Below are 25098 nucleotides of genomic sequence, written 5' to 3' on the forward strand. Positions count from 1 at the left end.
AGAGGCGTCACCGCCTCTCCCGCAGAAGAGTGCTCAGCCGCGGAAGGTGCCCGCGATGGCGTTCTCGGACTCCTCGTAGCTCAGCGAGGCCTGGTTCAGCAGCTCGCTGATGCCCGAGAGGCTCTCCTTCAGCTGCACGGCCGCCGTGTCCCACTGCGAGTACAGCTCGTTGAAGCTCTGCGACGCGGCGCCCGACCAGTCGCCGCTCACCAGGCCGTCGACGAGCGACTTGAGGTTCTGCAGCTGCGACTCGATCGACGAGGATCCGCTGGAGAGCTGACCGGCGACGCCGGCGAGCGACTCAGAAGTGACACGGATTTCGGCCATGGGAAGTACCTCCGACGTTGACGACCGGCCCCCCGGACCGGCTTTCCGCCTTGAACACAACCATGCGTTGGACGGTTGTGCAACTGAATCCGCGGCGCTTCCGGCTAGGAGAAGTCCAGTTCGGCGTGCACGTCGCCGAGCCAGATCCGGTCGCCGGGCTGAACCGTGAGGGGCCGTCCCTCGCGCAACGCGGTCTTCACTCCGGCCCGCTCGAGGGCGCTGCCGTTGCCCGATCCGGCGTCCGAGACGGTGACGGAACCGGCGGACACCGTGACGTAGAGGTGCACCCGGGAGACGGAGCGCGAGGCATCCTGCAGCTCGATCGCCTGGGCGCCGGAGTTGCGGGCGCTGCCCTGGGGGCTGCGGCCGATGACGGCGCGATCGGTGACGACGGCGCGGTCGCCGGTGCTGAAGATCAACGTGACGCGGCGGGGCGCGTTCGCCGCGGCCGCCGGGGTCGGCAGGGCGTAGACCTGCGGCGCCGGGGGCGGCACGTCGGCGCGGCGCAACGTCTCGGTCGGGGCGGCGGGCGCGAGCGGCACCTCCCGCACGGGAGCGGAGGCGGCAGCCCGCCGTGACCCCGGCGACGCGGCCGGGAGCGGCGCGGCGACCTCCGCCGGTTCCACGGCCTGCACGCCGGGAGCGGCCGCCACGGCTGCGGGCACCGGCGCCTCGAGAACGGCAGCGGTGCCGGATGCCACGGCGCCGGATGCCACGGGGCCTGACGGCGGGAGCACGGGCACGATCCCGGCGACCTGCCCGCACTCGAGGCAGAACATGCTGTTCGGCTTGAGCTGCGCGTCGCAGTGGGCGCACGTGGCCATCAGTCCTCCCCCGGTCGTCGCGGCAGTCTATTGACGGACATCGGGCACCCTCACCGGAAGCCACGCCGCGTCGCGGAACAGCACCGCCGAGCCCGGCGTGCCCGAGCCGAGCATGAACCGCGGGATCTGCGCCCCCATCAACTGCGTACCCGTCATCGCGTTGGTCGGCGACAGCACGAGGCCCTGACGGGCCTTCTTGGCGGTGACGAACGGCCCGCTGAAGAGCGTCGACGCGGCCTCCGTCTCGACGGCGACGCAGAGGTCGACCTGCCCGGTGACGCCCGAGAGCGCCTGCTCGAGCGGGGTCTGCTTGAGCAGGTCGGCGTCGTCGATCACGACCGTGACCCGGCGCCCGAGGGCGTCCGGGACGCGGTCGAGGATGCCGAGCAGCGTCATCGCGTCGGTGTCGGGCGCGCTCACGACGGTCGCGCCGTGCGACGCGGCGACCTCGGTGAGCACCGACTCGCGCGGCGCGACGACGAGCAGCGGGGCGCCGGCCCAGGCGAGCTGATGCGCGATCGCGGCGAGGGCGCTCGAGCGGCCCGAGCCCCGGACGCCCGCGACGACGAAGCCGGGCGCCTGCTGCCAGTCGACCGTGATGCGCGACAGCTCGTCGCCCCCGACGCCGACGATCGGCGAGGGCGCGGTGCATGCGGGGTCGAGGGGCAGCTCGTAGGCGGCGCTCAGCGCGATGTACGACGGCAGCGGGTCGACGCGGAACGGGCGCGGCAGTTCCGCCAGCTGCGGGAAGCCCTCGTAGTGCGTCGAGACGTCCTCGATCAGGGCGCGCAGTGCGGCGGTCTGCGCCTCGCCGCTGGTGTCGCGGCTGACGATCGCGAACTGCAGCTCCGTGCCGGCGGCCCCGAACAGCGCACGACCCGGCGGCAGGTCGTCGGGCACCTCGCGCACCATCACCCCGGCCGCGCGGTAGTCGTTGACGTCGCGCAGGGGCAGCACGTACTGCGCGTCGATGAACCCCGCGACCTTGTCGCCGCCGATCCCGCGGTCGCCCGTGAGCAGCACGCGGATGCCGACGGCGGGCCCCTCGCGCAGCACGCGCACGAACTGGTCGCGGAATGCCACGAGCTGGTCGGCGTTGAGGGTCGACGTGAGCCGCTCCCAGCCGTCGACGGCGACGATCGCGTACGGCAGGGCGTCGGCCGGTGCGGCGAGGCGGCGCTGCTCGGCGATGTTGCCGACGCCGGCCCTCGACAGGATGCCCTGCCGCCGCGACAGCTCCTCGAGCAGCCGGCCCATCAGGCGCGGCAGCCGCTCCTGCTCGAGCGGCGTGACGACGGCCCCGCAGTGCGGCGCGTCGGCGAAGGGCAGCAGCGCGCCGTTGCCGTAGTCGGCGACGTAGAGGTGCAGGTCGGCGGGGGTGAACTTCTGCACGGCCTGCGCGAGCAGGGTGCGCAGCGCGGTGGTGCGTCCCGAGAGCGCGCCACCGAGCACGAGCAGGTGCCCGTCGCCCACCACGTCCCAGCCGCGCACGCGCTGGCGCTGCTCGCTCGGCACGTCTTCGAGGCCGAGCACGAGCGTCGTCGGCGGCACCTCCTCGGTCGCGAGCCGGTCGAGGGTGAGCAACGGCGGCAGCGGCAGCAGCCACGGCGAGGCGTTGCGCTCGATGCCCATGGCGTGCGCGGCGGCGATCACGAGGTTGACGAGCGCGCGCAGGTCGGTGTCGTCGTGGTCGGCGCGCACGGCCGCGGTCTGCTGCTTGGCGGGGAAGCGCGGCGGCAGCCCGAGGGTCTCCCACTCGATGGGCGCCTTGGGCGGCAGGGTCGCGCGGGCGCGGGCGGCGCCCTGGCGCAGCCCGGCGACGCGCGCGGTCTGGAACGGCACGGGCGCGGTGCCGACGCCGGTGCGCACGTAGCCGCGTCCCGGGGTGTTCGCGCCGATGAGCGCGGCCTCGTGCGAGCCGAGCACGTCGTTCGAGTCGCCCCGGTCGGTGACCCGCAGCGCCACGCGCAGGTTGATGTTCGACTGCATCTCGGGGGTGACGACACCGGAGGGCCGCTGCGTCGCGAGCACGAGGTTGACCCCGAGCGAGCGCCCGACCCGGGCGATCCGCACGAGACCGTTGATGAATTCGGGCAGCTCGGTCTTCAGCTCGGCGAACTCGTCGATGACGATCATGAGCCGGGCGAGGCCGAGGCGAGCGGATGCCTCCGGGTCCTTCGACCACGCGGCATCCAGGTCTTTCGCGCCGAGTTCCCGCAGCACGCGCTCGCGGCGCTTCAGCTCGGCGTCGAGCGAGGCGAGCGCGCGCTCGGTCTCGCGGGCGTCGAGGTTCGTGACCATGCCGACGGTGTGCGGCAGGCGCTCGCAGTCGGCGAAGGCGGACCCGCCCTTGTAGTCGACGAGCACGAAGTTGAGCGCGTCGGGGCGGTTGGCGAGCGCGAGCGAGACGACGAGCGCCTGCAGGAACTCGCTCTTGCCGGAGCCGGTGGTTCCGGCGACGAGGGCATGCGGGCCGTCGGAGGCGATGTCGAGGGCGAACTCGCCGTCGGCGTTCGCCCCGACCACGACGAAGGTGCGCCGCGGCGTCGTCTCCCACCGCCGCACGACCGCGCCCGGGTCGTCCGTGTCGATGCCGAGCAGGTCGGTGTAGCGCACGCTCGTCGGGAGCATGCCCTCGTCGCCGATGCCCGAGACGTGCTCGATCGAGCAGAGGGCGCGCGCGATCTGCTCGGCGTTCGGCAGCGAGAGCCCGTCGAGCAGCACGCCGGGGTGGTATTCGTCGGCGGACTCGAAGCGGGCGAGGGAGGTGTCGGTCGCGTCGACGGCGACGGCCGTCGCGGTCTCCTCCGGCAGACGCGAGCGGTCGCTGTCGAGGGCGATGACGTGGATGCCGTAGCGGCGACCGCGGTCGAGCAGCGGCACCATCCCGGGAAGGGTGCGGTAGCGGCGGGCGCCGTCGACCACGACGACGACGTCGGTGTCGAAGCGGCCGCCGCGGTCACCGGCGGCGCGGGCACGGGCCTCGAGCAGGGTCGTCAGCTCGCGCACGCGCTCGCGGCGGGTGTCATCCGTGTTGCCCACGAAGGAGACGAGGTGCTCACCGGGCTGCGTGTGCGGCAGCCACTGCACCCACCACCACTCGCCCACGTCGGTCTCGTCGCAGAGCACGATGATCTGCAGATCGCGGGGAGAGCGCAGGGTCGCGAGTGAGCAGACAGCCTCGCGGGCGACGCTGCGCACGACGTCGAGCGGGCCGGCGATGCCGAGCGGTCCGCGCGCGAGGTCGGCCGCGACGGGCGCGGGCGCGACGCCGACCCGTCGGTCGGCGCGGTCCTTCGACGAGCCGCCCTCGAAGCGCACGTCGAGCGGCACCTCGGTGACGCCGACGCGCACCATCAGGGCGTCGCCGTCGCTGTTGCGCCGCTCCCACAGCCGCGAGAGCGGGCGCAGCGCGATGTCGCGGATGACGACCGGGTCGGGGTGGCGGTACCAGAGGTCGAGGCGCTGCTCCCGCACGAGCGCCGCGAGCTTCTTCTCCGCTCGCCGCACGTCGTCGATCCACTCGGCCTCGGTGCGCTCGCCCTTGCGCTTCGCGAGCCGGCGGTTGGTCATGAACGACCCGATCACCATGATCGGTGACGCCGCGGCCATGAGGAGCATGATCGGGCGGCCGAAGACGACCGCCATCGTCACGCCGAGCACCACCGGGATGACCGCGGAGAGCCACGGCAGGGGCGAGCGGTCCTGGTCGTGCGGTTTGTCACCGGGCAGGGTGATGACGGGCTGGGGCTGGGTGGGCCGGATTCGGGAGGGCCGGTTGTAGCCGCGCATGCCGAGCTGGTCGAGGGCGATGTCGGCGTCGGACGCCGGCTCGAGCCCGATGCGGAACAGGCTGCTGCCGAGCTGCCAGAGGTCCGCGGGCACGAGCCGCGTGGCATCCGTCACCCGCTCGCCGTTGACGACGACGAGCGCCTCCTCGTCGAGCGGAGTGAGCACGGCCTCGAGCGCGGCCGGGCGGCCGGGGGCCGGCGCGGAGAGCTCGCCGAACTCGAGCGTCGCGTGGCGCTCGGCGAGGAACGGGTCGGCGATGCAGAGGTCGGCGTCGCGGGCACTGCCGATCTGGAGGGTCGCGCCAGGAGCGAGCGGGAAGGTCTCGCCGGCGAACGGCCCGGCGACGACCTCGAGGCGCGGGGTGCCGGGCGGCAGCGGGTCGCGTCGTGCGGGCGGCAGTTCGGCGCCGTTCAGGATGCCGGCGGCCGCGAGCCCGGAGCGCGCGTCGCCGTCCGGGGCGAGCAGCGCCGGCTCGACGGCGAGCGCCTCGGCGACCTCGCCGACGGTCGTCGCGTCGTCGACCCGCATCAGGTAGGAGCGCGTCGGGTCCGACCCGCGAGATGGGTCGTGCACGGTGAGGCGGAGGCTCATCGGGGCTCCTTCTGGTGCGTCGTCACGCGCCGATCCTGTCCAGCAGTCGCGCGAAGGGAGTGAACACGCCGCCACCGTCATCGGTCTGCTCGGGAGGCGGCGGAAGGGCGGGCACGAGGGCGGCGGCCCGCTCGTCGCCGTCGGCGGGCGCGAGGCGCAGCGCGAGCAGCTCGTCGAGGCCGGGCCCGCCGCGCAGCAACGTGACGCTGCCCGTGGCCTGCTCGCCGTCCTCGCGGGCGACGTGGAACGAGAACTGGTCGACGGGAGGCGTCGTGCCGCCGGACGGCTGGTACTGCGCCTGCCCGCTCGGGCTGCACGTGACGGTGCCGGCGATCGCCGCGCCGCAGCCGAGCAGGGTGGCTCCCCCGTCGAAGAGGGCGGTGAGGTCGACGGTCGTCGGCGCCCCGGGCTCGGGCGCGAAGGCGGCGGTCGCGTGCGCCGCGAGCAGCGGGGGCTCCTCGGAGCCGTACAGGTGCACGGTCAGCAGGGCGGTCTGCGACCGCTGCCCCAGGTCGTCGGTCGCCTGGAGCTGCACCTCGACGGGGCCGCTGTGGGCGGCATCCGTCTCGAGCACGACGTGCGTCGGCGTGACCGTCGCGCGTGCGGCATCCGCGGGTTCGACGGCGAGCGCCTCGAGCCCCACGCCGCCGGTCTCGACGCAGAGGGTGCACTCGGGGCGGAGGTCGCTGAGCGGGATGAGCACGCGGCTGCCCGAGGGGAACGGGTAGCCGTAGTCGATGTCGGCGAACACGGGCGCGTCGGGCGGCTCGAGCGAGACGAGGTAGTCGACCGTCAGCTGCGTCGTCGCGTTGCCCAGCGCGACGGGCACACGCAGCGTCTCCGCGTCGGGGTCGTACGTGGTCGCGCGCAGGGTCCAGCCCGTGGCGTCGCAGGCGACCGTGAGCCCGCCGGATGCCGCGGTCATCGTGCCGCAGTCGAGGAAGCTGTAGCCCTCGGCCGGACGCACCTGGAGCTCGCCGAGATACGGCACCGCGACGGCGTTCGTGCCAGACGGAGCGGGGGCCGCGGCAGTCGCCGACGTGGCCGCGAGGCCGGGCAGCAGCAGGGCCGCGGCGACGGCGAGCGCCCGCACGAGGCGCCTACCGGACCCGGTCACATCGCCTCCCCGTCGAGGGAGCCTCTCCCCCGCGCCGATATGTTAGACACTAGCCACCGGCACGGCGGGCGCCTCCGCCCCGCCGCACCGAGGAGGACCATGACGAGCACCGACGCGGAGATCCGCGGCTTCGGTCCCGTGGCCCCCGCCGGTGACGGGCAGCTGCTCGGCTGGGCTCCCGGCAACGCGGCGATCGACGGCGCCGCCGGGCAGAAGCGCGCGGTCACGGTGACCACGAGCGTGCTGCCCGAGCTGACGGAGGCCGAAACGAAGCCGCGCCCGCTCTGGCGGCATCCGGCGTTCTACCTCTCCGTCGGGCTCGCGTTCGTCGCCGTGATCGTCGGCATCGTGATGATCGTCGTCTCGGTGAACAGCGGCGGGCCGAAAGTCACCACGGCCGCCGTCGACGAGAGCGCGGGCAACGCCCACGTGACCTGGTCGGCGAGCGACGCCGCGGTCGACCTCTACGTCGTGACGGGCGAGGAGGTGCTCGACCTCTCGCAGCTGGTGCGCGCCGGCGAGCAGGCGTGGGTCCCCGCCGCCTCGGGCTACTACGACGAGACCTCCTGTTTCGTCGTTCGACCGAGCGACGCCGACGATCAGCCCGTAAGCCTCGACTCCGCCGACCTCGAGGCGCAGGGCGCCGCGCGAGCGTGCGTCGGCGGCTGACCGGCGCGGCCGTCGCGCTGGCGCTCGCGCTCACCGGATGCACCGGCGCCCCTGCCGTAGACCCGCCGCCCGCACCCGAGATCGACCTGTCGGAGGAGGACCTCTCGGCAGGCAACGGCCTCTGGTACCTCGACGGCGCGACCGCGCTCGAGCGGATCGTCGAGGCCACGCGGGACGCGGGGAACTGGACCTACTCGGGCTCGCTCGTCGAGTCGGTCCCCGTCGAGGACGCCCCGCCCGTGCCGGGCCGTCGGATCGACTTCGCCGTGACGGGCAGCGACACCGCCTACTCCGCGAGCATCACGGCGGCCGGGCAGCAGCTCGAGATCGTGGTCGCCGACGGCGCCGGCTACGTGCGCGGCAACGAGGCCTTCGCCGCGCGGGCAGGCCGACCCGAGCTCACCAGCGGATACGTCTGCCTCACGGCCGACGACCCCCTTCTCGCCGAGTGGGCGGATGTCACCGAGCCAGGCGCCCTGCTCGACGCGCTGCTCGGCGCGACCGAGCTCGGCGTCACGCCGCCCGCGCCCGGCGCCACGACGGCGACCCTCGTGCCGGGGATCGACGGCGCGCCCATCGGCACCCTGACGGTCGCCGCCGAGGGCGACCCGCTGCCCGGTCAGCTCGTGCTGGCCGACACCTCGGGCAGCGCGAACGTCACGTTCGGCGGCTGGGGGTCCTCCCCCGCGCCGGCCGCGCCCACGGAGCTCTCCGCCGGTTGCTGATCACCAGCCCGGCGCGCCCGCGCAGCCCTGCGCGAGCAGCGCGACCCCAGCCTCGCGGTCGGTGAACGCGGCCCAGGTGGCACGGCCGTCCCCGCGCGTGGCGGCGTCCTGCAGCGCCTCGAGGTTCCGCTCGGCCCCGGCGGCCCAGACGCGGTAGGCCTCGTCGTCGACGCCGTCGGCCCCCAGTGCCGCGACCGCACGAACGCGGGCGATCGACGGAAGCGCGCGGGTCAGCTTCGTGGCATCCGCCTGTCCCTCGATGACGAGCGGGGTGAGTTCGGTGATCGCCTGCCGGAGCTCCTCGCAGCGGCTCGCACGGATGTCGGTCACCCGGCCGAGCCTATCCACACCGCGCATCCGGGTCGGCTCCCGCTCCTAGGATGATCCCGGCAACACCGCACCGGGGAGGCTCTGTGGCCAAGCGATCACCTTTCGACGACGATCCGCGCTTCACGCGGCACCGCACGCTGCGCGCCGCGCGCACCGGGTTGATCATCACCGCCGTCGGTCTCGTCGGGCTAGTGCTCGCGACAGTCTTCATGCCGGCGCTCGTCGACACCGCCGCCGAGCAGGCCGCCGACGCGAGCTCCAGCCGTCGCGCGGCTCAGGCGACCTTCGCGCCCCTCGCGATCTGGATCCTCACGGTGGCGCTGCTCGTCGCCGGGCTGCTCTCCGTGTTCCGGTCGTACGAGTGGCGTCACGCCGAGAGCGGCAACCGGCTGCGTCGTGCCCTCTACGCGACCTTCGACGGCGGCATGGCGAAACTGCAGGACCTGCACGCCCGGTTCATGCGGGGCGAGCCCTCCGCGTACGCGCCCCTGCCCGACACCGTGCTCGCGAAGTACGCCGACACCTACCTCGAGGTCTGGGACGTGCCCGAAGACACGGTGGCCTACGTCGCGCTCTCGACGGGCAAGGGCCGCGGCACCCAGTACGCCGGTCTCGTGCGCTACGAGGGCATGCACTACCGGGCGTTGAAGGCCGCGATCGCCGACTCGCAGCTGCGCAGGGCGCTGCCGGATGCCGCGAACCCGCTGCTCGCGGGCGACGCCCGGTGACCACCGGCGAGTCAGGCCCCGCGCCGGACTCCGGCTCCGGCTCCGGCTCCGGCTCCGCCGACCCGGCCGTCGTCATCCCGGTCGACGCCGCGCGGGCCGAGCGGGCGCTCGTGCTGACCCGTCGGATGCTCATCGCGATCCCCGTGATCGCGCTCGCCGTCGTGGTGGTCGTCGCCCTGCTGCAGCCCCGCCTCAGCCTGGTTCTTCTCACGGCGGCGTTCGTCGGCGTGCTCGCGCTCGTCGCTCTTCAGGCCGTACGCCGGCGACGCAGGGTGGAGCGGGCCGCGGATGACGCGGGGGTCGCCTTCGCGCTCGACGATCGCGGGCTCTACGTCGCGAGCCTCGCCACGACGATCGCGTGGCAGGAGATCACGGGCGTCGTGCACTGGAACCAGACCGAGCGGGTGCGGCGCGGGACCTCGCGCGGTGTCTGGGGGGTCGGACCCCGCTTCGTCGCCGGCACCGGGGGCCACTCCCACCACGTGACCATCGGGGTGCGCGACGGCGCTGCTCTGCGCGAGCGGATGCCGCGCGGGGCGCAGTCCGCCGTGAAACCGGGCCGGAAGTCGGTGGGCGGCACCGTCGTGCTGCTGCCCGACGTGGCACTCGCACCGGATGGCGCCGCCCTGCTGCTTTCGCAGTTGCGGGCGCGCGCCGAGTCGCGCGGGATTTCGTTCACCACGGCCACGAGCGCGCTCGACTGGGCATCCGCCGCGGCGACGCTCGAGCTCGCTTCGTAGGTCCGCGCGAGCGGCAGGATCAGTCCCCCGGCACTCGGGTTCGCATCGACCCGTGGGATCAGCCCGCCGGAGCGGGGGCGACGGGCGCTGCGGCATCCGTCGCGGGCTGCAGCGGCTGATCGGTGACCACGAAGATGTAGCCGTTGATGGTGCCGCCGCCGGCCTCGCCTCCGCTGCCGGTGAACGTGACCGTCTCCTCGAAGAACAGCCGGTCGCCCGACTGCAGGGCCCTCGCGAAGGCGAGCACCTGCGCGGCGTCGCCGTCGACCGAGACGCTCACCTTCGAGGTGAACAGCCGGTTGTTGAGCGCCGGGTCCACCTCGGCGGCCGGGATGCTGCCGTCGCCGGAGGCCCCGTAGGTCTGCGCCTCCTCGATCGTGACGCTCGTCACCGCGACGCCCGCTTCGCCGGCGGCACCCTGCAGGTAGTCGAAGAAGCCGGCGCTGTCGAGGTCGGCGGGCAGCGCCTCGTGCAGCGTCGCGAGCTGCAGCTCGAGGTCGTCGAGCTGCTCGGCCTGCTCGCGCAGCTGCACGAGCGCGGCCTCGTGGATGAGGTTCTGCTGCTCGGCGGCGGCGCGGTCGCTGTCGGCGGTGGCGGCCTGCGTCAGCAGCGGCACGACGCCGAGGAAGTAGCCGAGCGCCAGGATCGCGACGATCAGCACGGCGCCGCCGATGGTCCAGATGCGGGTGCTCACCGGTCGACCTCCGTCGTCTCGAGCTCACCGGTGGCGGCTTCCTCCGCCATGTCGGTGGCGGCCTGCGCCTCCTCGTCGACGAAGCGGCCGGAGTACGCCTCCGCCGTGAGCGTGAGGTTGATGACGGCGGTGTAGCCGCCGTCCTCCCCGCGCGAGACGGAGCTGATCGCGGAGTCCGCGTAGCCGGTCAAGGCCGAGAGCGATCGCTGCAGCTCGGCGGCATCCGGAAGCGACGGCAGCGATACGGTCAGGTCGACCTTCGCCACGTACAGCGCGCGGAGCGGGCTCTCGACGAGCGGCGCCGACGCCCACGGCGCGGTGCCCGTCATCGTCGCGTCGACGATGGTGGAGCCGCCCGGCAGCGCGGCGGCGACCTGTGCCATGACGCCGTCCCACGCGATCTCGGTCGAGCTGACGAGGCTGCGCGCGTCCTCGACGATGCGCACCTGAGCGGCGGCGGCGGATGCCTCGGCGTACTGCTGCTGCTCGAGCAGCAGCTCCTGCGTGCGGTTCTGCGCGGCGAGCAGCTCGTTCTGCGCGGTCACGAGCCGGAGGTAGCCGAGCGAGTAGCCGGCTGCGACGACCGCGAGGGCGAGCACGATCGACAGGCCGACGAGCCGCTTGGTCTGCTGGGCCTTCTCGCGCTCGCGCACCGCGGGCGGCAGCAGCTCGACGCGCGGCACGGCGCCGAGCACGGGTCCGGTCTGCTTCTTGCTCACGGCTTGACCCCCAGTGCGAGGCCGAGGGCGATGTCGATGTCGGCCGGCGCGGCGGCATCCGCGCCCTTGCCCTGCTTCGGCAGTCCGACGCGGGTGAGCGCGGTGGAGTACTCAACCGGCAGCCCGGTGACCTCGGCGAGCGCCGCGTCGAGCCCGCGGAGGCGGCTGCCGCCACCAGTCAGGATGACGCGCTCGACCGGGGCGTGCGGGCGGGTCGACGTGTAGTAGTTGAGCGTGTTGCGGATGCTGCCGAGCAGCTCGACCGCGGCGCGGTGCACGACCTCGGCGTAGACCTGGTCGTCGGCGGACTCGGGGGCCGTCAGCCCGATCTCGCGCTTCTTCAGCTCGGCCGTCTCGGGGTCGAGCTGCAGGGTCGCGACGAACGCGTTCGTGATGTCGTCGCCGCCGCTCGGCACGATGCGCACGAACTGCGGCACGCCGTCCCAGGCGACGACCACGTTGGTCGAGCTGGAGCCGACGTCGATGAGGGCGGTGCGTCCGGTCGTGTGCTTGACCGGCGCGAGCGCCCGGGAGACCGCGAACGGCACGAAGTCGACGCTCTTCGGGCGCAGGCCCGCGTGCATCGCGGCCTGCACGTTCGAGGTGACGGCGTCCTTGATGGCGGCGACCAGCAGGCCGCGCACGACGGGGCCCTGCTCGCCCAGCTCCTCGGACACCGGGTAGAAGTCGAGCAGCGCGTCGCTGACCGGCACCGGCAGCAGCTCCTGCACGTGGAACGGCAGCGACTCCTTGATCTGCGCGATCGGGGCCTTCGGCACGCTGAGGTCGCGGGCGAGCACGCGGGCGCCGCCCATGCCGAGCACGACGTTCTTGGTCTTGAAGCCGCCCAGCGACCACAGCTGCTTGAGGGCGGAGGCGACGGTGGACACCTCGAGCACCTCGCCGCGGTGCACGGCGCCTTCCGGCAGGGTGACCGCGGCGTGACGCAGCACCTGCGGCTTCGTCCCGGCGGGGTTCTTGAGTTCGACGGCGCGCACGGTGCTGTTGCCGATGTCGAGCCCGACGATGGTGGATGGCATGAGTCAGTACTCCAAGCCGAAGAGGGAGAGGTAGGCGGAGGCTAGCGGCGGGCCGGCGAGGATCCCGATCCACGCGCCGAGCAGCATCCAGGGACCGAACGGGATCGCGGTGCCGCGGCCCGCGCGGCTGATCGCGAGGAGCACGACGCCGAAGAGCCCGCCGAGGAGGAACGCGGCGAGCGCGCCCACGGCGAGCACGTCCCAGCCGAGCCAGCCGAGGAAGAGGCCCAGCACGCCGGCGAGCTTGACGTCGCCCATGCCCATGCCGCGCGGGGCGACGAGCACGATGGCGAGGTAGACGCCGCCGAGGATCACGGCGCCGGCGAGCGCGGTGAGCAGGCTCCCCCACTCGCCGCTGAGTGCGGCGGCCGCGCCGAGCAGCACGACGCCGACCGCGTACGACGGCAGCACGATCGCGTTCGGCAGCCGCATGGTGTCGAGGTCGATCAAGGCGAGGGCGATACTCACCGCGGCGAGGTAGAGGAACGCGACCAGCTGCAGCACGGATGCCGCGGCGCCCGAGGCATCCGTCGCTGCGGCGATGTCGGGCACGAAGCGCACGGCGACGACCGCGAAGGCGAGCGCGGTGCCCAGCTCGACGAGCGGATAGCGCACCGAGATGGGGGCGGCGCAGTCGCGGCATTTGCCGCGCAGCAGCAGCCAGCCGAACACGGGCACGTTGTCGCGGCGCCGGATGTGGTTGCCGCAGTTCGGGCACGCGCTCGGCGGGTTCACGACCGAGAGCCCGGCGGGAACGCGGTAGACGACGACGTTGAGGAACGAGCCGATGAGGGAGCCGAAGAGGGCGAGTGCGATGCTCACGGTGTCGGCACCTCCTTCAGGCTGAGCCGAGAGCCCAACTGCGATCCGGCCTGTACCGGGTTGGTGGCCCCACCCGTCAGGTCGAAGCCCTCGATGCCGACGGGCGCGAATGTCAGGGACGCCTGCTGGCCGAACTCGATCTCGCCGCCGTAGAGCTGACCCCGGTACCCGTTCCGATCGCTGTAGATCTTGCAGGGGGTGTACATCATCGCGCTGACGCCAGCAGTGAAGTCGGCCTCGTTGTTCAGGCGTATACCGCCGTTCAGGCCTGCGGGCGGAGCACATGTCGGCAGGCCGTCCGGGGTGTTGTCCGGGACGATGAACGTGATGGTCCGGTGCTCCCCGGGCGCGTCCGTACCGAAGTAGAACTTCGTGAAGTCGAACTGGTGACCGACGAAGACCAGGTTCGCGTCGAGCTCGACCTCGTCCATGTTGCTACTGGTGGTCACGGCTGTCGTCGGGCACTTCGAGAGGAAGTTGATCACGGTCGGAGTGGTGATGTTCGCCAGGTTCTTCCATTCCGTGGTGCTTTTGGAGATGCTGCACGAACCCGTCCAGTTGGTGACCGTGTATCCGCGACCGGTCCAGTAAGCGGGGTCCCAGTTGACGTCGGTCCAATCCGGGATGTTGGGAGCCGCCGCGAGAGATCCGAAGGTCCTCGTGCCGCCGATCGTCGAATTCGTCACGACACCGGTACCGGTCGCGCTCACGTTGCTGCCAATGGCGCTCTTGTTGATGGAGAGGTTGCCCTTGACGTGAACGCTGCCCGCAACGTCGCACATATCCAGAGTCGCGTTTCCGTTGCCAAGCAGCAGATCGCCGCCGATTTCCGCGCCATTCGTGCAGACGACGTTGCCGTTCTTGATCGACACGGAGGTCGCGACGCTGTTGCTCTCGGTGTTGAGCTCGAAGTTCTTCAGCGTGCCGACGATCGTGTGCGCGTAGACCGCGGAGCCGTCGACCGGCACCTGCACGATGATGGGGTCGTAATCGAAGATCGCCTGAAGCGTCACCTCATCGCCTGAGGTAGCGCCCGCCACACCCTGATGTTGGGCCTGCCCCACCGAGGTCACCCGCACCTGCGTCGTCGCAGTGACCGGGCAGCTCGCGCTCCAGGTGCCCGATTGGAAGCTCTCGACGGTGGCGACGAAGTGGACATCGCTCGTGGCGGTGCTCCGATAGGTGCCGGCAGGCGCGGTCGTGTCCACCCCGGCGATCCCCGGATCGGCGCAGTCGTTGATCGTGCGCAGGCCTGCCGTCGCGGCGTTGATGCCCGCCTCAGCGGCGGCCCGAGCCTGGATGGAGGCCCGGCTCGAACTCGTCGTGGCGAGGGCTCCGATGGTCGACGCGGACACCGTCACCGCGATGACCGCCGCGATAGCCAGCACACCGATCACCGCGATCATGACAGATCCGCGGTCGTCTCCGGGTGTGGCCCGTCGTTGCTTCAGAAGCATTCGGTCGCCTCCACGGTCTCGCGCAGCGGAGTGACGTCGAGGGCGATCGGGTCGAGCTGTCTGCTGCGCGCCGTCGTCTCGACGAGGATCGAGGCGCCGTTCGCCGGGTCGATCTGGAACTTCACATCGACCGAGTAGTCGTCCACGACGTCGAAGACCGGCGCCGTTCCCACCGGGGACGCACCCGTGGCGACGAGCGTCCAACCAGCGACATCGGCCGGACCCGACGGCACGGAGATCGGATCGTTCGAGCTGGTGGTGCGCACCTCACCGTTGGTCACGTACCAGGCCCGGCACGTGACGGTCGGGCTGGCGGCGAGCGCATCGTCGACGATCACCGCGCGAAGCAGCGCACCACCGGCGGCTTCGTCCAGATACAGGGCGTCCCGCACTCCACGGGCGATCGACTGCGCGGCGACCTGGCCGCTGTTGCTCGACTCGGTGGTCTGTCGAACTGACCGCTCGGCGAGGAGCGAGTTGATGAGGAATCCGCCGACGAGCCCGAGCACCAGCACGGAGAGCGCGCCGTAGACGAGGAGCTCGATGAGCGTGAATCCTCTGTCGTTCGCGGAGTCGGTCGTCTCGGTCATGGCGTGGTGGCGGGTGCTGTCGCGTTCTCAAGGAAGACGAGAGTGGTGGCCGACGCGAGCGAGTCGCCGCCCGAGCAGCTGAAGGGGGCGGTGGGGGTGCCCTCGGTGATGCACACGGTCACCTCCACGACACCGGGGTAGTTGTCACCCGGGTCGGTCGGGCCGGGGCAGGGCACCAGTTCGCGGTGCGCTTGGTAGACGTTGCCGCGGTCGTCGGTGACGGCGGCGGTCGTGGCGCTGGCGAAATTGCTCACCTCGTCGCAGTACGGCACGACAGCCGCGAGTTCGTCGAGCTCGGCGTTGAGTAGCTGGCTTGCGGTCGACGTGACGCCGTTGCGGGCAGAGGCCTGAAGGGATTGGACAAGCAGGGGGAGATAAGCGATTGCGAGGAGACCTAGGAGAAATATGGAGACGACGATCTCGATGAGACCGAAGCCTCCGTCGCCGGAAGGATTTGAACCCTCGATTCGCCGTGCCACTTTGATGTCTCCGTCCCGATGGTTACGGAAGGGTGGGCGCCGCTCTCGCGGCACCCACCCTTGAGGTCGATCAGGCGCAAGCGCCGGAGGCAGCGCCGCCGGTGTCCAGGATGTGGAAGACCTTCGTCGATGCCGAGGTCGCCTGGAGACAGAACTTGGCGCCCGACGGCGGGGTGGCGTCGATCGACACACCTGAGACGAAGCCGAAGTCGCTCAGACCTGTCGCCGTGGTGGACGTCGCGTAGGTTCCCCCGTTAGCTGTCGCGTAGCTCACCATGGCGACCTTCGAGTTAGCAAGGTCGGACTTGGTAGCGGAGTCCTTCGCCTGATCCTGCTGCCCGAGGAACACGGGGATGGCGATTGCGGCGAGGACGCCGATGATGAGGACGACGACGAGGAGCTCGATGAGGGTGAAGCCCTTGTCGTCCTTGTTGAGCTGGTCGCGCTTGGCGGCCAGCGCGGTGTGGATGGTGGTGATCAAGGCCCGTTCCTATCTGGAAGTGGTGTCTGGGTTGGAACTCCGGCGGAGTCCTCACTCACCATGTTTCGTAACCCGGCCGGGGTACGTCTGTCCCCCCTTCGGGGACACCTGTCCCCCGTCAGGGGGAACACATCCCCTGAACTGGGGTCAATTGATTTGCTGGAAAATCGTGAAAACAGGCATATAGAGGGCCACGATCATGCCCCCGATGACGACGCCGATGAACGCGATCATCAGCGGTTCGATGAGCGCGGTGAGCTGCTCGGTCGTCGACTGCACCTCGTCGTCGTAGAAGTCCGCGATCTTCGAGAGCATCAGCTCCATCGCACCGGAGTCCTCGCCGACGGCGATCATCTGCGTGACCATGGGCGGGAAGACCGGCTCCTCCGTCAGCGGGCCGGCGATTGTCCTCCCCGCCCGCACGGACTCCTGCACGCGCTTCAGGGCGTTCTCGATCACCCAGTTGCCCGACGTGTCCCCCACGACGGCCAGCGCCTGCAGGATCGGCACACCGGACTTCGTCATGGTGGCGAAGTTGCGGGTGAAGCGAGCGATGGCGACCTTCTTCATCAGGTCGCCGAAGACAGGCAATTTGAGCTTGAGAGGGTCGACCTTGGCCCTGACCCGTTCCTCGTTCTTGTTCTTCCGCCACCAGGCGGCCCCGACGAGCCCCAGCACGACGACGATCGGCACGATCCACGCGGAGTTCTCCGACAGGGTCACGAGCACCTGCGTGGGCAGCGGCAGTTCCCCGCCGAGGTCCTCGAACATGCCCTTGAAGATGGGCACGATGAAGATGATCATGCCGACCATCGCGAGGATCGCCATGATGAGCACGACCACCGGATAGGTGAGCGCGCTCTTCACCGTCTGGCGCAGCTTGACATCCGCCTCGAACGTCGCCGCGACCGACTCGAGCGACTGGTCGAGGAATCCGCCGGTCTCCCCGGCGCGCACGAGGTGCACCATGAGCGGCGGGTAGATCGGGTCCTTCGCGAGCGCTTCGGAGAGCGAGTTGCCCGTCTCGACCTTCAGCAGCACGTCCTGCAGGCTCTTCTGCAGCCGCTTGTTCTCCGTCTGCTCCGCGAGGATCGTCAGCGCACGCAGCAGCGAGAGCCCCGACGAGACCATCGTCGCCATCTGACGGCTCATCACGGCTAGATCCTTCAGCCCGACGCGCTTGCCCTCGCCGCCGAAGCTGATCTCCATCTGCAGACCGGTGCCGGCGACGCTCTCCTCGACGGAGATCGGCGACAGCCCCAGCGTCTTCATACGTGCGATGGCGGATGCCTCGCTCGGCGCGTCGAGCTTGCCCTTGACGACCTTGCCCGTGGCATCCCGGCCCTTGTAGGCCCAGGTCTGCATCGTGTTGGTCACTGGAAGCCGTCCTCGAAGCCGGAGAAGCCGTGCGAGGTCTCGGTGCGCGTGACCATGCGCTTGTACTCCTCGACGTTCTGCGCCTTCTCCAGGCCCGCGGCATAGGTGATCGTGCCGGCGTTGGTGAGTTCGGCGAGGTGCTGGTCCATCGTGTGCATGCCGAGCTGCTTGCCGGCCTGCAGAGCGGATGACACCTGGTAGGTCTTGCCCTCGCGGATGAGGTTCGCGATGGCCGGCGTCGCCACCATGACCTCGGTCGCGACGACGCGACCCTGGCCGCTCGCCTTCTTCACGAGCGTCTGACAGACCACGCCCTGCAGCGTCGAGGCGAGCTGGGCGCGCACCTGCCCCTGCTGGTGCGGCGGGAACACGTCGATGACGCGGTCGATCGTCTGCGGTGCGCTCTGCGTGTGCAGCGTGGCGTAGACGAGGTGACCGGTCTCGGCCGCGGTCAGCGCCGTGGAGATCGTGTCGAGGTCGCGGAGCTCACCGATCAGGATGACGTCGGGGTCCTGGCGCAGCACGTGCTTAAGCGCCGCCTGGAAGCTGTGCGTGTCGGCGCCGACCTCGCGCTGGTTGACGAGCGACTTCTGGTTCTTGTGCAGGAACTCGATCGGGTCCTCGACCGTCATGATGTGGTCGGCGCGGGTCTTGTTCACGAGGTCGATCAGCGCGGCGAGCGTCGTCGACTTACCCGAACCGGTCGGGCCGGTGACGAGCACGAGGCCGCGCGGAAGGCCCGCGAACTTCGTGACCGAGTCGGGCACCCCGAGCTGGTCCAGGGTCTTGATCTCGGTCGGGATGAGACGGAACGCCGCACCCATCGACTCGCGCTGCTGATAGACGTTCACGCGGAAGCGCGACGCCTCCGACAGCGGGTACGCGAAGTCGAGCTCGAGCTCGCTGTCGAACGTCTCCTTCTGGCCCGGAGTCATGATCGAGTAGAGAACGGATGCCACGGTCTCCGGGCTCCACACCGCGCTGCCGGCGATCGGCTGCAGCGCGCCGTCGACGCGCACCATGGGCTGCGTTTTCGCACTGATGTGCAGGTCGGAGGCCTTCGCATCGACGACGTAATGGAGGGCCTGGCGGAGCATCGCGACGGGGTCGGAGGGTGCTGCTGTCGCGGGGGCGGGTCTCGGTACGCCGACTTCGTCGGCTACTCCACCGGCGGGATCGGAGACCGGAGAGTACGACGTCGTCGACGGACCGGCGTAGGCGGATGCTGCCGGCCTCGGTGCGCCGACTCCGTCGGCTACTCGACCGGCGGAGGTGTGCGACGCACCGCCGAAGGCAGGCGCAGCCGGTGCGGCAGGGGCAGCGGGCGCGGCGTAGCCGGCCGCAAAGCCGCCGAGGTCCGCATCGAGGTCGACGGGGCGTGCCGTCGGCGCGGGCGCGGGCAGGTCCGAGAGCGGCACCGCGGGCGGCGGGGCCGAGGCGTAGGCGCTCGGCGCACCGAAGGTGGGCGCTCCCCCGAGGTCGTGCAGCGGCGCCGCGGCGGGCGGCGGCAGGTGCGTGTAAGCGGGCGCCGAGGCATCCGGCTTGGTTCCGAAGAGCGACGCGAGGTCGTCGTCGCCCGCGCCGCTGAGGTCGTAGATCGGCTTGTCCATGTTCACTCCCGGATGCGGGCGGCTAGGCCACCACTCGCAGTACTTCTTCGATCGAGGTCAAGCCCATGCGCACCTTCGCCCAGCCGTCCTGACGGAGCGTCAGCATGCCCTGCGATACGGCCACGCGGCCGATCTCGAGGCTCGAGGCGCGGCCGACCGTGAGCCGCTCGATTTCCTCGGAAACGGCCATGACCTCGTGCAGGGCGAGGCGTCCGCGGTAGCCGGTGTTCGAGCAGGCCGTGCAGCCGACGGGCCGGTAGAGGGTGGGCATCGTCGTGTCATCCGGCTGCAGGAAGCCGAGCGCGGCGAGTTCCTTGGGGCTGTGCTCCCCCGGCGTCTTGCAGCGCTCGCAGAGGCGGCGGGCGAGGCGCTGGGCGACGACGCAGTCGAGGGCGCTCGAGACGAGGAACGGCTCGATGCCCATCTCGGTGAGGCGGGTCAGCGCACTCGGCGCGTCGTTGGTGTGCAGCGTCGAGAGCACGAGGTGCCCGGTGAGCGACGCCTCGATCGCGATCTGCGCCGTCTCCTGGTCGCGGATCTCACCGATGAGCACGACGTCGGGGTCGCTGCGCAGGATCGAGCGGAGCGCGCTCGCGAAGGTGAGCCCGGCGGCCGGGTTCACCTGCACCTGGTTGATGCCCTCCATGCGGTACTCGACCGGGTCCTCGACGGTGATGACGTTGATCTCCGGCCGGGCGACCGCGTGCAGGGTGGTGTAGAGGGTCGTCGACTTGCCGGAGCCCGTGGGCCCGGTGACGAGGATCATGCCGTAGGGCTTCGTGTACGAGCGCCGGTACGTCTCGAGGTTCTGCTCGAGCAGCCCGAGGTCGCTCATGTTGCGGCCCGCGCCCGAGGTGTCGAGGATTCGCATGACGACCTTCTCGCCGTACACGGTCGGCAGGGTCGCGACGCGGAGATCGATCTGGCGGCCACCGTGCAGCACCGACATGCGGCCGTCCTGCGGCTTGCGCCGCTCGGCGATGTTGATGTCGCTCATGATCTTCAGGCGCGAGATGACGCCGGCCTGGATGTTTCGGGGAGCGTTCTGCACGTCGTGCAGCACCCCGTCGATGCGGTACCGCACGCGCAGCGCGTTTTCGCCGGGCTCGATGTGGATGTCGGAGGCGTGGTCCTGGATGGCCTGGCTGATGAGCAGGTTGACGAAGCGGACGATCGGGGCGTCGTCGTCGAGGGCCTCGACGGGCGCCTGCGTCGCCGGCACGACCGCGTTCGATTCCTCCTGCAGCGCGCTCGACAGTTCGTCGAGCTCGCCGTCGGCACGGTTGTAGCGGTCGATCGCGGCGAGCAGGTCGCTGCGTTCCGCGACCACGGCGCGCACGGTCATCCGGCTGGCGGCGCGGACGTCGTCGAGCGCGAAGACGTCGCTGGGGTCGGCGGTCGCGAGCATGAGATGGCCGTGCTGCGTGGCGATCGGCAGCACGGTGTGGCGGCGACAGAGGTGACCGGGCACGAGTGCGACCGCGGCGGCGTCGACCGGGAAGTCGGCGAGTTCGATGAACGGCAGGCCGAGCTGCGCGGCGCGCGCGCTCGCGGCCTGCGACGGGCTGACGACACCCTTCTCGACGAGCGCCTTGACGTGGGCGTCGTCGGACGCGGCATCCGCCCCGATGGCATCGAGGCTCTCGATCGGGATGAGTCCGCGCAGGATCAGGATGTCCGTGACGGAGGTCATCGGCCCTCCTAGGGATCGGGGGTGGCGTCGGCACGACGGCAGGGGCGGGGTCGCCGCCCTGTCACCGTAATCGCGCCTTGTACCCCGATGCGATCCCCCAATAGGGGGCTGCCGCGGAATCCCGCGGTTGGACCGACGGCGAGTCGCGGTTCCAGGGGGACAACGTGTGTCGTCTCAGTGCTGGTGGCGCGCTCAGCGCGGCGCGTCGTGCGCAGTTGTTGCTGAGGTGCGCAGCAATAGGTGCGCACCTCAGCGAGAGCTGCGCTTCTCGCATCGCGATCGGGGCGAGAGGGGCCGCCGGATGCCGCGCCCGAATCATCCGTCAACGGGAAAGGGCCCCGTGCCGAAGCACGGGGCCCTTCCGGTACAGGCTGCCTATCAGTTGTAGGTGCCCGGGGTGTAGTCGTCGCTCGAGAAGCTGTCGAAGTCGACGAACGACAGGTCACTCTCGCTGAAGACGCTCTCGTCGGAGAAGATGCGGTTCGGGTAACGCTCCGCCTTCGCCTCCTCGGTGGCCTCCACCGACACGTTCCGGTACTTCTGCAGACCGGTACCCGCCGGGATCAGCTTTCCGATGATCACGTTCTCCTTGAGGCCGACCAGCGGGTCGCTCTTGCCCTCCATGGCGGCCTGCGTGAGCACGCGGGTCGTCTCCTGGAAGGACGCGGCCGACAGCCACGACTCGGTCGCGAGCGAGGCCTTGGTGATACCCATGACCTCCTGGCGGGCCGACGCCGGGCGGCGACCCTCGACGACCGCGGCGCGGTTGACCTCCTGGTAGCGCGACCGGTCGACGAGCTCACCGGGCAGCAGGTCGGTGTCGCCGTTCTCGACGACGGTGACCTTGCGCAGCATCTGGCGCACGATGACCTCGATGTGCTTGTCGTGGATCGGCACACCCTGCGAGCGGTACACGTCCTGCACGCCACCGACGAGGTGCTCCTGCACGGCGCGGACACCCTTGACGCGGAGGACCTCCTTGGGGTCGACCGTGCCCTGGATGAACTGCTGGCCGAGCTCGACGTGCTCGCCGTCCTCGACGAGGAGGGTCGCACGCTTGAGCACCGGGTAGGCCTGCGGCTCGTCGCCGTTGTCCGGCGTGAGGATGATCTTCCGCTGGCGGTCGTTCTCCTCGATCGTCACGCGGCCGGCGGCCTCGGCGATCGGGCTCGCACCCTTGGGGGTACGCGCCTCGAAGAGCTCGGTCACGCGGGGAAGACCCTGCGTGATGTCGTCGGCCGAAGCCGAACCACCGGTGTGGAAGGTACGCATCGTCAGCTGGGTACCGGGCTCACCGATCGACTGGGCCGCGATGATACCGACGGCCTCACCGATGTCGACGAGCTTGCCGGTCGCGAGCGAGCGGCCGTAGCACGCGGCGCAGACACCGACCGCGGCCTCACAGGTGAGCACCGAACGGACCTTGATGGTCTCGATGCCACCCGCGACGAGGCGGTTGATGAGCACGTCGCCGATGTCGTCACCGGCGGAGGCGAGCACCTCGCCGCTGGCGGAGACGACGTCCTCGGCGAGGCTGCGGGCGAACACCGAGTTCTCGACGTTCGCGTCGCGCACCAGCTGGCCGTCGGCGCCGGGCGCCGCGATCGTGAACTGGAGGCCCTTGGAGGTGCCGCAGTCGCTCTCGCGGATGATGACGTCCTGCGAGACGTCGACCAGACGACGAGTCAGGTAACCCGAGTCGGCCGTACGCAGAGCGGTGTCGGCGAGACCCTTACGCGCACCGTGGGTGGCGATGAAGTACTCGGCGACGGACAGACCCTCGCGGTAGCTCGAGATGATCGGGCGGGGGATGATGTCACCCTTCGGGTTCGACACCAGACCACGCATACCGGCGATGTTACGCACCTGCAGCCAGTTACCACGGGCACCGGAGGTGACCATGCGGTTGATGGTGTTGTCCGCGGGGAAGTTCTCCTGCATCGCCTTGGCCACGTCGTTCGTCGCCTCGGTCCAGATCTTGATCAGGTCGGCGCGGCGCTCCGCGTCGCTGATCAGACCCTTGTCGAACTCGCCCTGCACCTTCGCGGCCTGAGCCTCGTAGCCGGCGACGATGTCGCGCTTGGCCGGCGGGGTCAGGATGTCGCTCAGCGCCACGGTCACGCCCGAACGGGTCGCCCAGTGGAAACCGGCGTCCTTCACGCGGTCGAGGGTCGCGGCGACCTCCACCTTGGGGTAGCGCTCGGCGAGGTCGTTGACGATCGACGAGAGCGTGCCCTTGTCGGCGACGGCCTCCACGTAGGGGTAGTTCACCGGGAGGAGCTCGTTGAACATCGCGCGGCCGAGGGTGGTCTCGACGAGGAGCGGGGACGTGCCGTCCCAGCCCTCGGGAGTCTGACCCTCAGGGAGCACGACGCCGGAGAGACGGATGCGCACCTTGGCGTTCAGGTCGAGCGTGCCCTGGTCGAACGCGAGGATCGCCTCGGCGATCGACGCGAACGCACGGCCCTCACCGGTCGCGCCCTCCTTGAGCGTCGTCAGGTGGTGCAGACCGATGATCATGTCCTGCGAGGGCAGGGTCACCGGGCGGCCGTCCGACGGCTTGAGGATGTTGTTCGAGGCGAGCATCAGGATGCGGGCCTCGGCCTGGGCCTCGACCGACAGCGGCAGGTGCACGGCCATCTGGTCACCGTCGAAGTCCGCGTTGAACGCGGCGCAGACGAGCGGGTGGAGCTGGATGGCCTTGCCCTCGACCAGCTGCGGCTCGAAGGCCTGGATGCCGAGGCGGTGCAGCGTGGGCGCGCGGTTGAGCAGCACGGGGCGCTCGCGGATGATCTCCTCGAGCACGTCCCACACCTGCGGACGCGAACGCTCGACCATGCGCTTGGCGCTCTTGATGTTCTGAGCGTGGCTGAGGTCGATCAGGCGCTTGATCACGAACGGCTTGAAGAGCTCCAGGGCCATCTGCTTGGGCAGACCGCACTGGTGCAGCTTCAGCTGCGGGCCGACGACGATGACCGAACGGCCGGAGTAGTCGACTCGCTTACCGAGCAGGTTCTGGCGGAAACGACCCTGCTTACCCTTCAGCATGTCGCTGAGGCTCTTCAGGGCGCGGTTGCCGGTGCCGGTGACCGGGCGACCACGGCGACCGTTGTCGAACAGCGCGTCGACGGCCTCCTGCAGCATCCGCTTCTCGTTGTTGACGATGATCTCGGGGGCACCGAGGTCGAGCAGACGACGAAGACGGTTGTTGCGGTTGATCACGCGGCGGTAGAGGTCGTTCAGGTCGCTGGTGGCGAAGCGGCCACCGTCGAGCTGGACCATCGGGCGCAGCTCCGGCGGGATCACCGGAACGACGTCGAGCACCATCGCGGCCGGCGAGTTGCCGGTCTGCAGGAAGGAGTTGACGACCTTCAGGCGCTTGATCGCGCGGATCTTCTTCTGGCCCTTGCCCGTGGCGATCTGCTCGCGGAGCAGCTCGGCCTCGGCCGCGAGGTCGAAGGACTCGAGGCGCTTCTTGATCGCCTCGGCGCCCATGTGCGCCTCGAAGTACAGGCCGAAACGGTCCTGCAGCTCGTGGAACACGGCGTCCTCGGGCTTGAGGTCGCCGACCTTGAGGTTGCGGAAGTCGTCCCAGACGCGCTCGAGCTGACCGATCTGGTCGTCGTAGGAGCGGCGGATCTGCGCCATCTCCTTCTCGGCGCCGTCCTTGGTCTTGCGCTTCACGTCGGCCTTGGCACCCTCGGCCTCGAGGGCCGCGAGGTCCTGCTCCAGCTTCTGGAGGCGAGCGGCGACCTGCGAGTCGCGCTGGCCCTCGAGCTGCTTCATCTCGAGGCGGATCTCGTTCTCGAGACCCGGGAGGTCGGCGTGACGGCCGTCCTCGTCCACGGAGATGACCATGTACGCGGCGAAGTAGATGACCTTCTCGAGGTCCTTCGGCGCCATGTCGAGCAGGTAGCCGAGGCGGCTCGGCACACCCTTGAAGTACCAGATGTGCGTGACCGGGGCGGCGAGCTCGATGTGGCCCATGCGCTCACGGCGCACGGACGACTTCGTGACCTCGACACCGCAGCGCTCGCAGACGATGCCCTTGAAGCGGACGCGCTTGTACTTACCGCAGGCGCACTCCCAGTCGCGGCTCGGTCCGAAGATCTGCTCACCGAACAGACCGTCCTTCTCGGGCTTGAGGGTGCGGTAGTTGATGGTCTCGGGCTTCTTGACCTCACCGTACGACCAACGACGGATGTCGTCAGCGGTGGCGAGGCCGATCCTCAGCTCGTCAAAAGTGGTTGCGTCGAGCAATTTTCTTCTTTCTCGTCGACTTATTCAAAAAGC

The 25098-nt window shown here is 70.5% G+C and carries 21 protein-coding genes; 4 read left to right on the top strand and 17 right to left on the bottom strand.

The genetic code is table 11. From position 1 onward, the window contains the following. Positions 1–33 precede the first annotated feature (33 nt). From JUB10_RS03585 to JUB10_RS03600, 4 genes are all read right to left on the bottom strand, one after another. Positions 34–327, bottom strand: coding sequence for a WXG100 family type VII secretion target (locus JUB10_RS03585; RefSeq protein WP_207454270.1), 294 nt, complete (start codon positions 325–327; stop codon positions 34–36). A gap of 104 nt (positions 328–431) precedes the next feature. Beyond that, a complete protein-coding gene (locus JUB10_RS03590) occupies positions 432–1151 on the bottom strand; it encodes an FHA domain-containing protein (protein ID WP_207454271.1) in 720 nt (239 codons plus the stop codon). A gap of 27 nt (positions 1152–1178) precedes the next feature. Then, positions 1179–5534 carry an FtsK/SpoIIIE domain-containing protein gene (locus JUB10_RS03595; protein WP_207454272.1) on the bottom strand — a complete coding sequence of 1452 codons (4356 nt, stop codon included), beginning with the start codon at positions 5532–5534 and terminating at the stop codon, positions 1179–1181. A gap of 22 nt (positions 5535–5556) precedes the next feature. After that, positions 5557–6651 (bottom strand): hypothetical protein, encoded by a 1095-nt coding sequence (locus tag JUB10_RS03600; RefSeq protein ID WP_207454273.1) that lies wholly within the window; start codon positions 6649–6651, stop codon positions 5557–5559. 99 nt (positions 6652–6750) lie between these two features. On the opposite strand from JUB10_RS03600, the gene JUB10_RS03605 reads away from it, so the two are divergent. Both JUB10_RS03605 and JUB10_RS03610 read left to right on the top strand, forming a co-directional pair. Continuing rightward, the gene (locus JUB10_RS03605) at positions 6751–7320 is read left to right on the top strand and encodes a hypothetical protein (protein WP_207454274.1); all 570 of its coding nucleotides are present in this window, start codon (positions 6751–6753) and stop codon (positions 7318–7320) included. Next, positions 7305–8045, top strand: a complete 741-nt coding sequence (locus JUB10_RS03610) for a hypothetical protein (RefSeq protein WP_207454275.1) — start codon at positions 7305–7307, stop codon at positions 8043–8045. The genes JUB10_RS03605 and JUB10_RS03610 overlap by 16 nt, the downstream gene beginning before the upstream one ends. Here JUB10_RS03610 and JUB10_RS03615 read toward each other — a convergent pair whose 3' ends face one another. Continuing rightward, positions 8046–8375, bottom strand: a complete 330-nt coding sequence (locus JUB10_RS03615; RefSeq protein ID WP_207454276.1) for a hypothetical protein — start codon at positions 8373–8375, stop codon at positions 8046–8048. Between the two features lie 83 nt (positions 8376–8458). Here JUB10_RS03615 and JUB10_RS03620 point away from each other — a divergent pair, with 83 nt between their 5' ends. Both JUB10_RS03620 and JUB10_RS03625 read left to right on the top strand, forming a co-directional pair. Next, on the top strand, positions 8459–9103 hold the full coding sequence (locus JUB10_RS03620) for a hypothetical protein (RefSeq protein ID WP_207454277.1): 645 nt from the start codon (positions 8459–8461) through the stop codon (positions 9101–9103). After that, a complete protein-coding gene (locus JUB10_RS03625) occupies positions 9100–9843 on the top strand; it encodes a hypothetical protein (protein WP_207454278.1) in 744 nt (247 codons plus the stop codon). Before JUB10_RS03620 ends, JUB10_RS03625 begins: the two co-directional genes overlap by 4 nt. 58 nt (positions 9844–9901) lie before the next feature. Here JUB10_RS03625 and JUB10_RS03630 read toward each other — a convergent pair whose 3' ends face one another. The 12 genes from JUB10_RS03630 to JUB10_RS03680 form a co-directional block, all read right to left on the bottom strand. Continuing rightward, entirely contained in the window at positions 9902–10537 is a 636-nt protein-coding gene (locus tag JUB10_RS03630; RefSeq protein ID WP_207454279.1) for a hypothetical protein, read from the bottom strand. Further along, positions 10534–11256, bottom strand: a complete 723-nt coding sequence (locus tag JUB10_RS03635) for a hypothetical protein (protein WP_207454280.1) — start codon at positions 11254–11256, stop codon at positions 10534–10536. The genes JUB10_RS03630 and JUB10_RS03635 overlap by 4 nt, the downstream gene beginning before the upstream one ends. After that, positions 11253–12296 carry a type IV pilus assembly protein PilM gene (gene pilM / locus JUB10_RS03640; RefSeq protein ID WP_207454281.1) on the bottom strand — a complete coding sequence of 348 codons (1044 nt, stop codon included), beginning with the start codon at positions 12294–12296 and terminating at the stop codon, positions 11253–11255. Before pilM ends, JUB10_RS03635 begins: the two co-directional genes overlap by 4 nt. 3 nt (positions 12297–12299) lie before the next feature. Then, on the bottom strand, positions 12300–13118 hold the full coding sequence (locus tag JUB10_RS03645) for a prepilin peptidase (RefSeq protein WP_307859067.1): 819 nt from the start codon (positions 13116–13118) through the stop codon (positions 12300–12302). After that, positions 13115–14524 (bottom strand): hypothetical protein, encoded by a 1410-nt coding sequence (locus JUB10_RS14515; RefSeq protein WP_242682023.1) that lies wholly within the window; start codon positions 14522–14524, stop codon positions 13115–13117. Before JUB10_RS14515 ends, JUB10_RS03645 begins: the two co-directional genes overlap by 4 nt. 41 nt (positions 14525–14565) lie before the next feature. Continuing rightward, a complete protein-coding gene (locus JUB10_RS03650; protein ID WP_207454283.1) occupies positions 14566–15165 on the bottom strand; it encodes a PilW family protein in 600 nt (199 codons plus the stop codon). Continuing rightward, positions 15162–15644 (bottom strand): type II secretion system protein, encoded by a 483-nt coding sequence (locus JUB10_RS03655; protein ID WP_207454284.1) that lies wholly within the window; start codon positions 15642–15644, stop codon positions 15162–15164. The genes JUB10_RS03650 and JUB10_RS03655 overlap by 4 nt, the downstream gene beginning before the upstream one ends. 70 nt (positions 15645–15714) lie before the next feature. Then, positions 15715–16125: a type IV pilin protein gene (locus JUB10_RS03660; RefSeq protein ID WP_242682024.1), complete on the bottom strand. Its 411-nt coding sequence runs from the start codon at positions 16123–16125 to the stop codon at positions 15715–15717. A 147-nt stretch (positions 16126–16272) separates the two neighbouring features. Continuing rightward, complete coding sequence (locus JUB10_RS03665; protein ID WP_307859068.1) at positions 16273–17502, bottom strand: type II secretion system F family protein; 1230 nt, start codon at positions 17500–17502, stop codon at positions 16273–16275. Beyond that, positions 17499–19112 (bottom strand): type IV pilus twitching motility protein PilT, encoded by a 1614-nt coding sequence (locus JUB10_RS03670; protein WP_207454285.1) that lies wholly within the window; start codon positions 19110–19112, stop codon positions 17499–17501. The genes JUB10_RS03665 and JUB10_RS03670 overlap by 4 nt, the downstream gene beginning before the upstream one ends. 22 nt (positions 19113–19134) lie before the next feature. Further along, positions 19135–20805, bottom strand: a complete 1671-nt coding sequence (locus JUB10_RS03675; RefSeq protein ID WP_207454286.1) for a GspE/PulE family protein — start codon at positions 20803–20805, stop codon at positions 19135–19137. A gap of 378 nt (positions 20806–21183) precedes the next feature. Beyond that, positions 21184–25065, bottom strand: coding sequence for a DNA-directed RNA polymerase subunit beta' (locus tag JUB10_RS03680; RefSeq protein WP_207454287.1), 3882 nt, complete (start codon positions 25063–25065; stop codon positions 21184–21186). Positions 25066–25098 lie beyond the last annotated feature (33 nt).

This window comes from Desertivibrio insolitus (assembly GCF_017355965.1).
GTDB lineage: Bacteria > Actinomycetota > Actinomycetes > Actinomycetales > Microbacteriaceae > JAFIQW01.

Excerpts from the sequence above, each read along its gene's own strand:
- JUB10_RS03670 (WP_207454285.1), bottom strand. The coding sequence starts at position 19,112 with ATGGACAAGCCGATCTACGACCTCAGCGGCGCGGGCGACGACGACCTC.
- JUB10_RS03585 (WP_207454270.1), bottom strand. The coding sequence starts at position 327 with ATGGCCGAAATCCGTGTCACTTCTGAGTCGCTCGCCGGCGTCGCCGGT.
- JUB10_RS03650 (WP_207454283.1), bottom strand. The coding sequence starts at position 15,165 with ATGACCGAGACGACCGACTCCGCGAACGACAGAGGATTCACGCTCATC.
- JUB10_RS14515 (WP_242682023.1), bottom strand. The coding sequence starts at position 14,524 with ATGATCGCGGTGATCGGTGTGCTGGCTATCGCGGCGGTCATCGCGGTG.
- JUB10_RS03590 (WP_207454271.1), bottom strand. The coding sequence starts at position 1,151 with ATGGCCACGTGCGCCCACTGCGACGCGCAGCTCAAGCCGAACAGCATG.
- JUB10_RS03605 (WP_207454274.1), top strand. The coding sequence starts at position 6,751 with ATGACGAGCACCGACGCGGAGATCCGCGGCTTCGGTCCCGTGGCCCCC.
- JUB10_RS03595 (WP_207454272.1), bottom strand. The coding sequence starts at position 5,534 with ATGAGCCTCCGCCTCACCGTGCACGACCCATCTCGCGGGTCGGACCCG.
- pilM (WP_207454281.1), bottom strand. The coding sequence starts at position 12,296 with ATGCCATCCACCATCGTCGGGCTCGACATCGGCAACAGCACCGTGCGC.
- JUB10_RS03675 (WP_207454286.1), bottom strand. The coding sequence starts at position 20,805 with ATGACCTCCGTCACGGACATCCTGATCCTGCGCGGACTCATCCCGATC.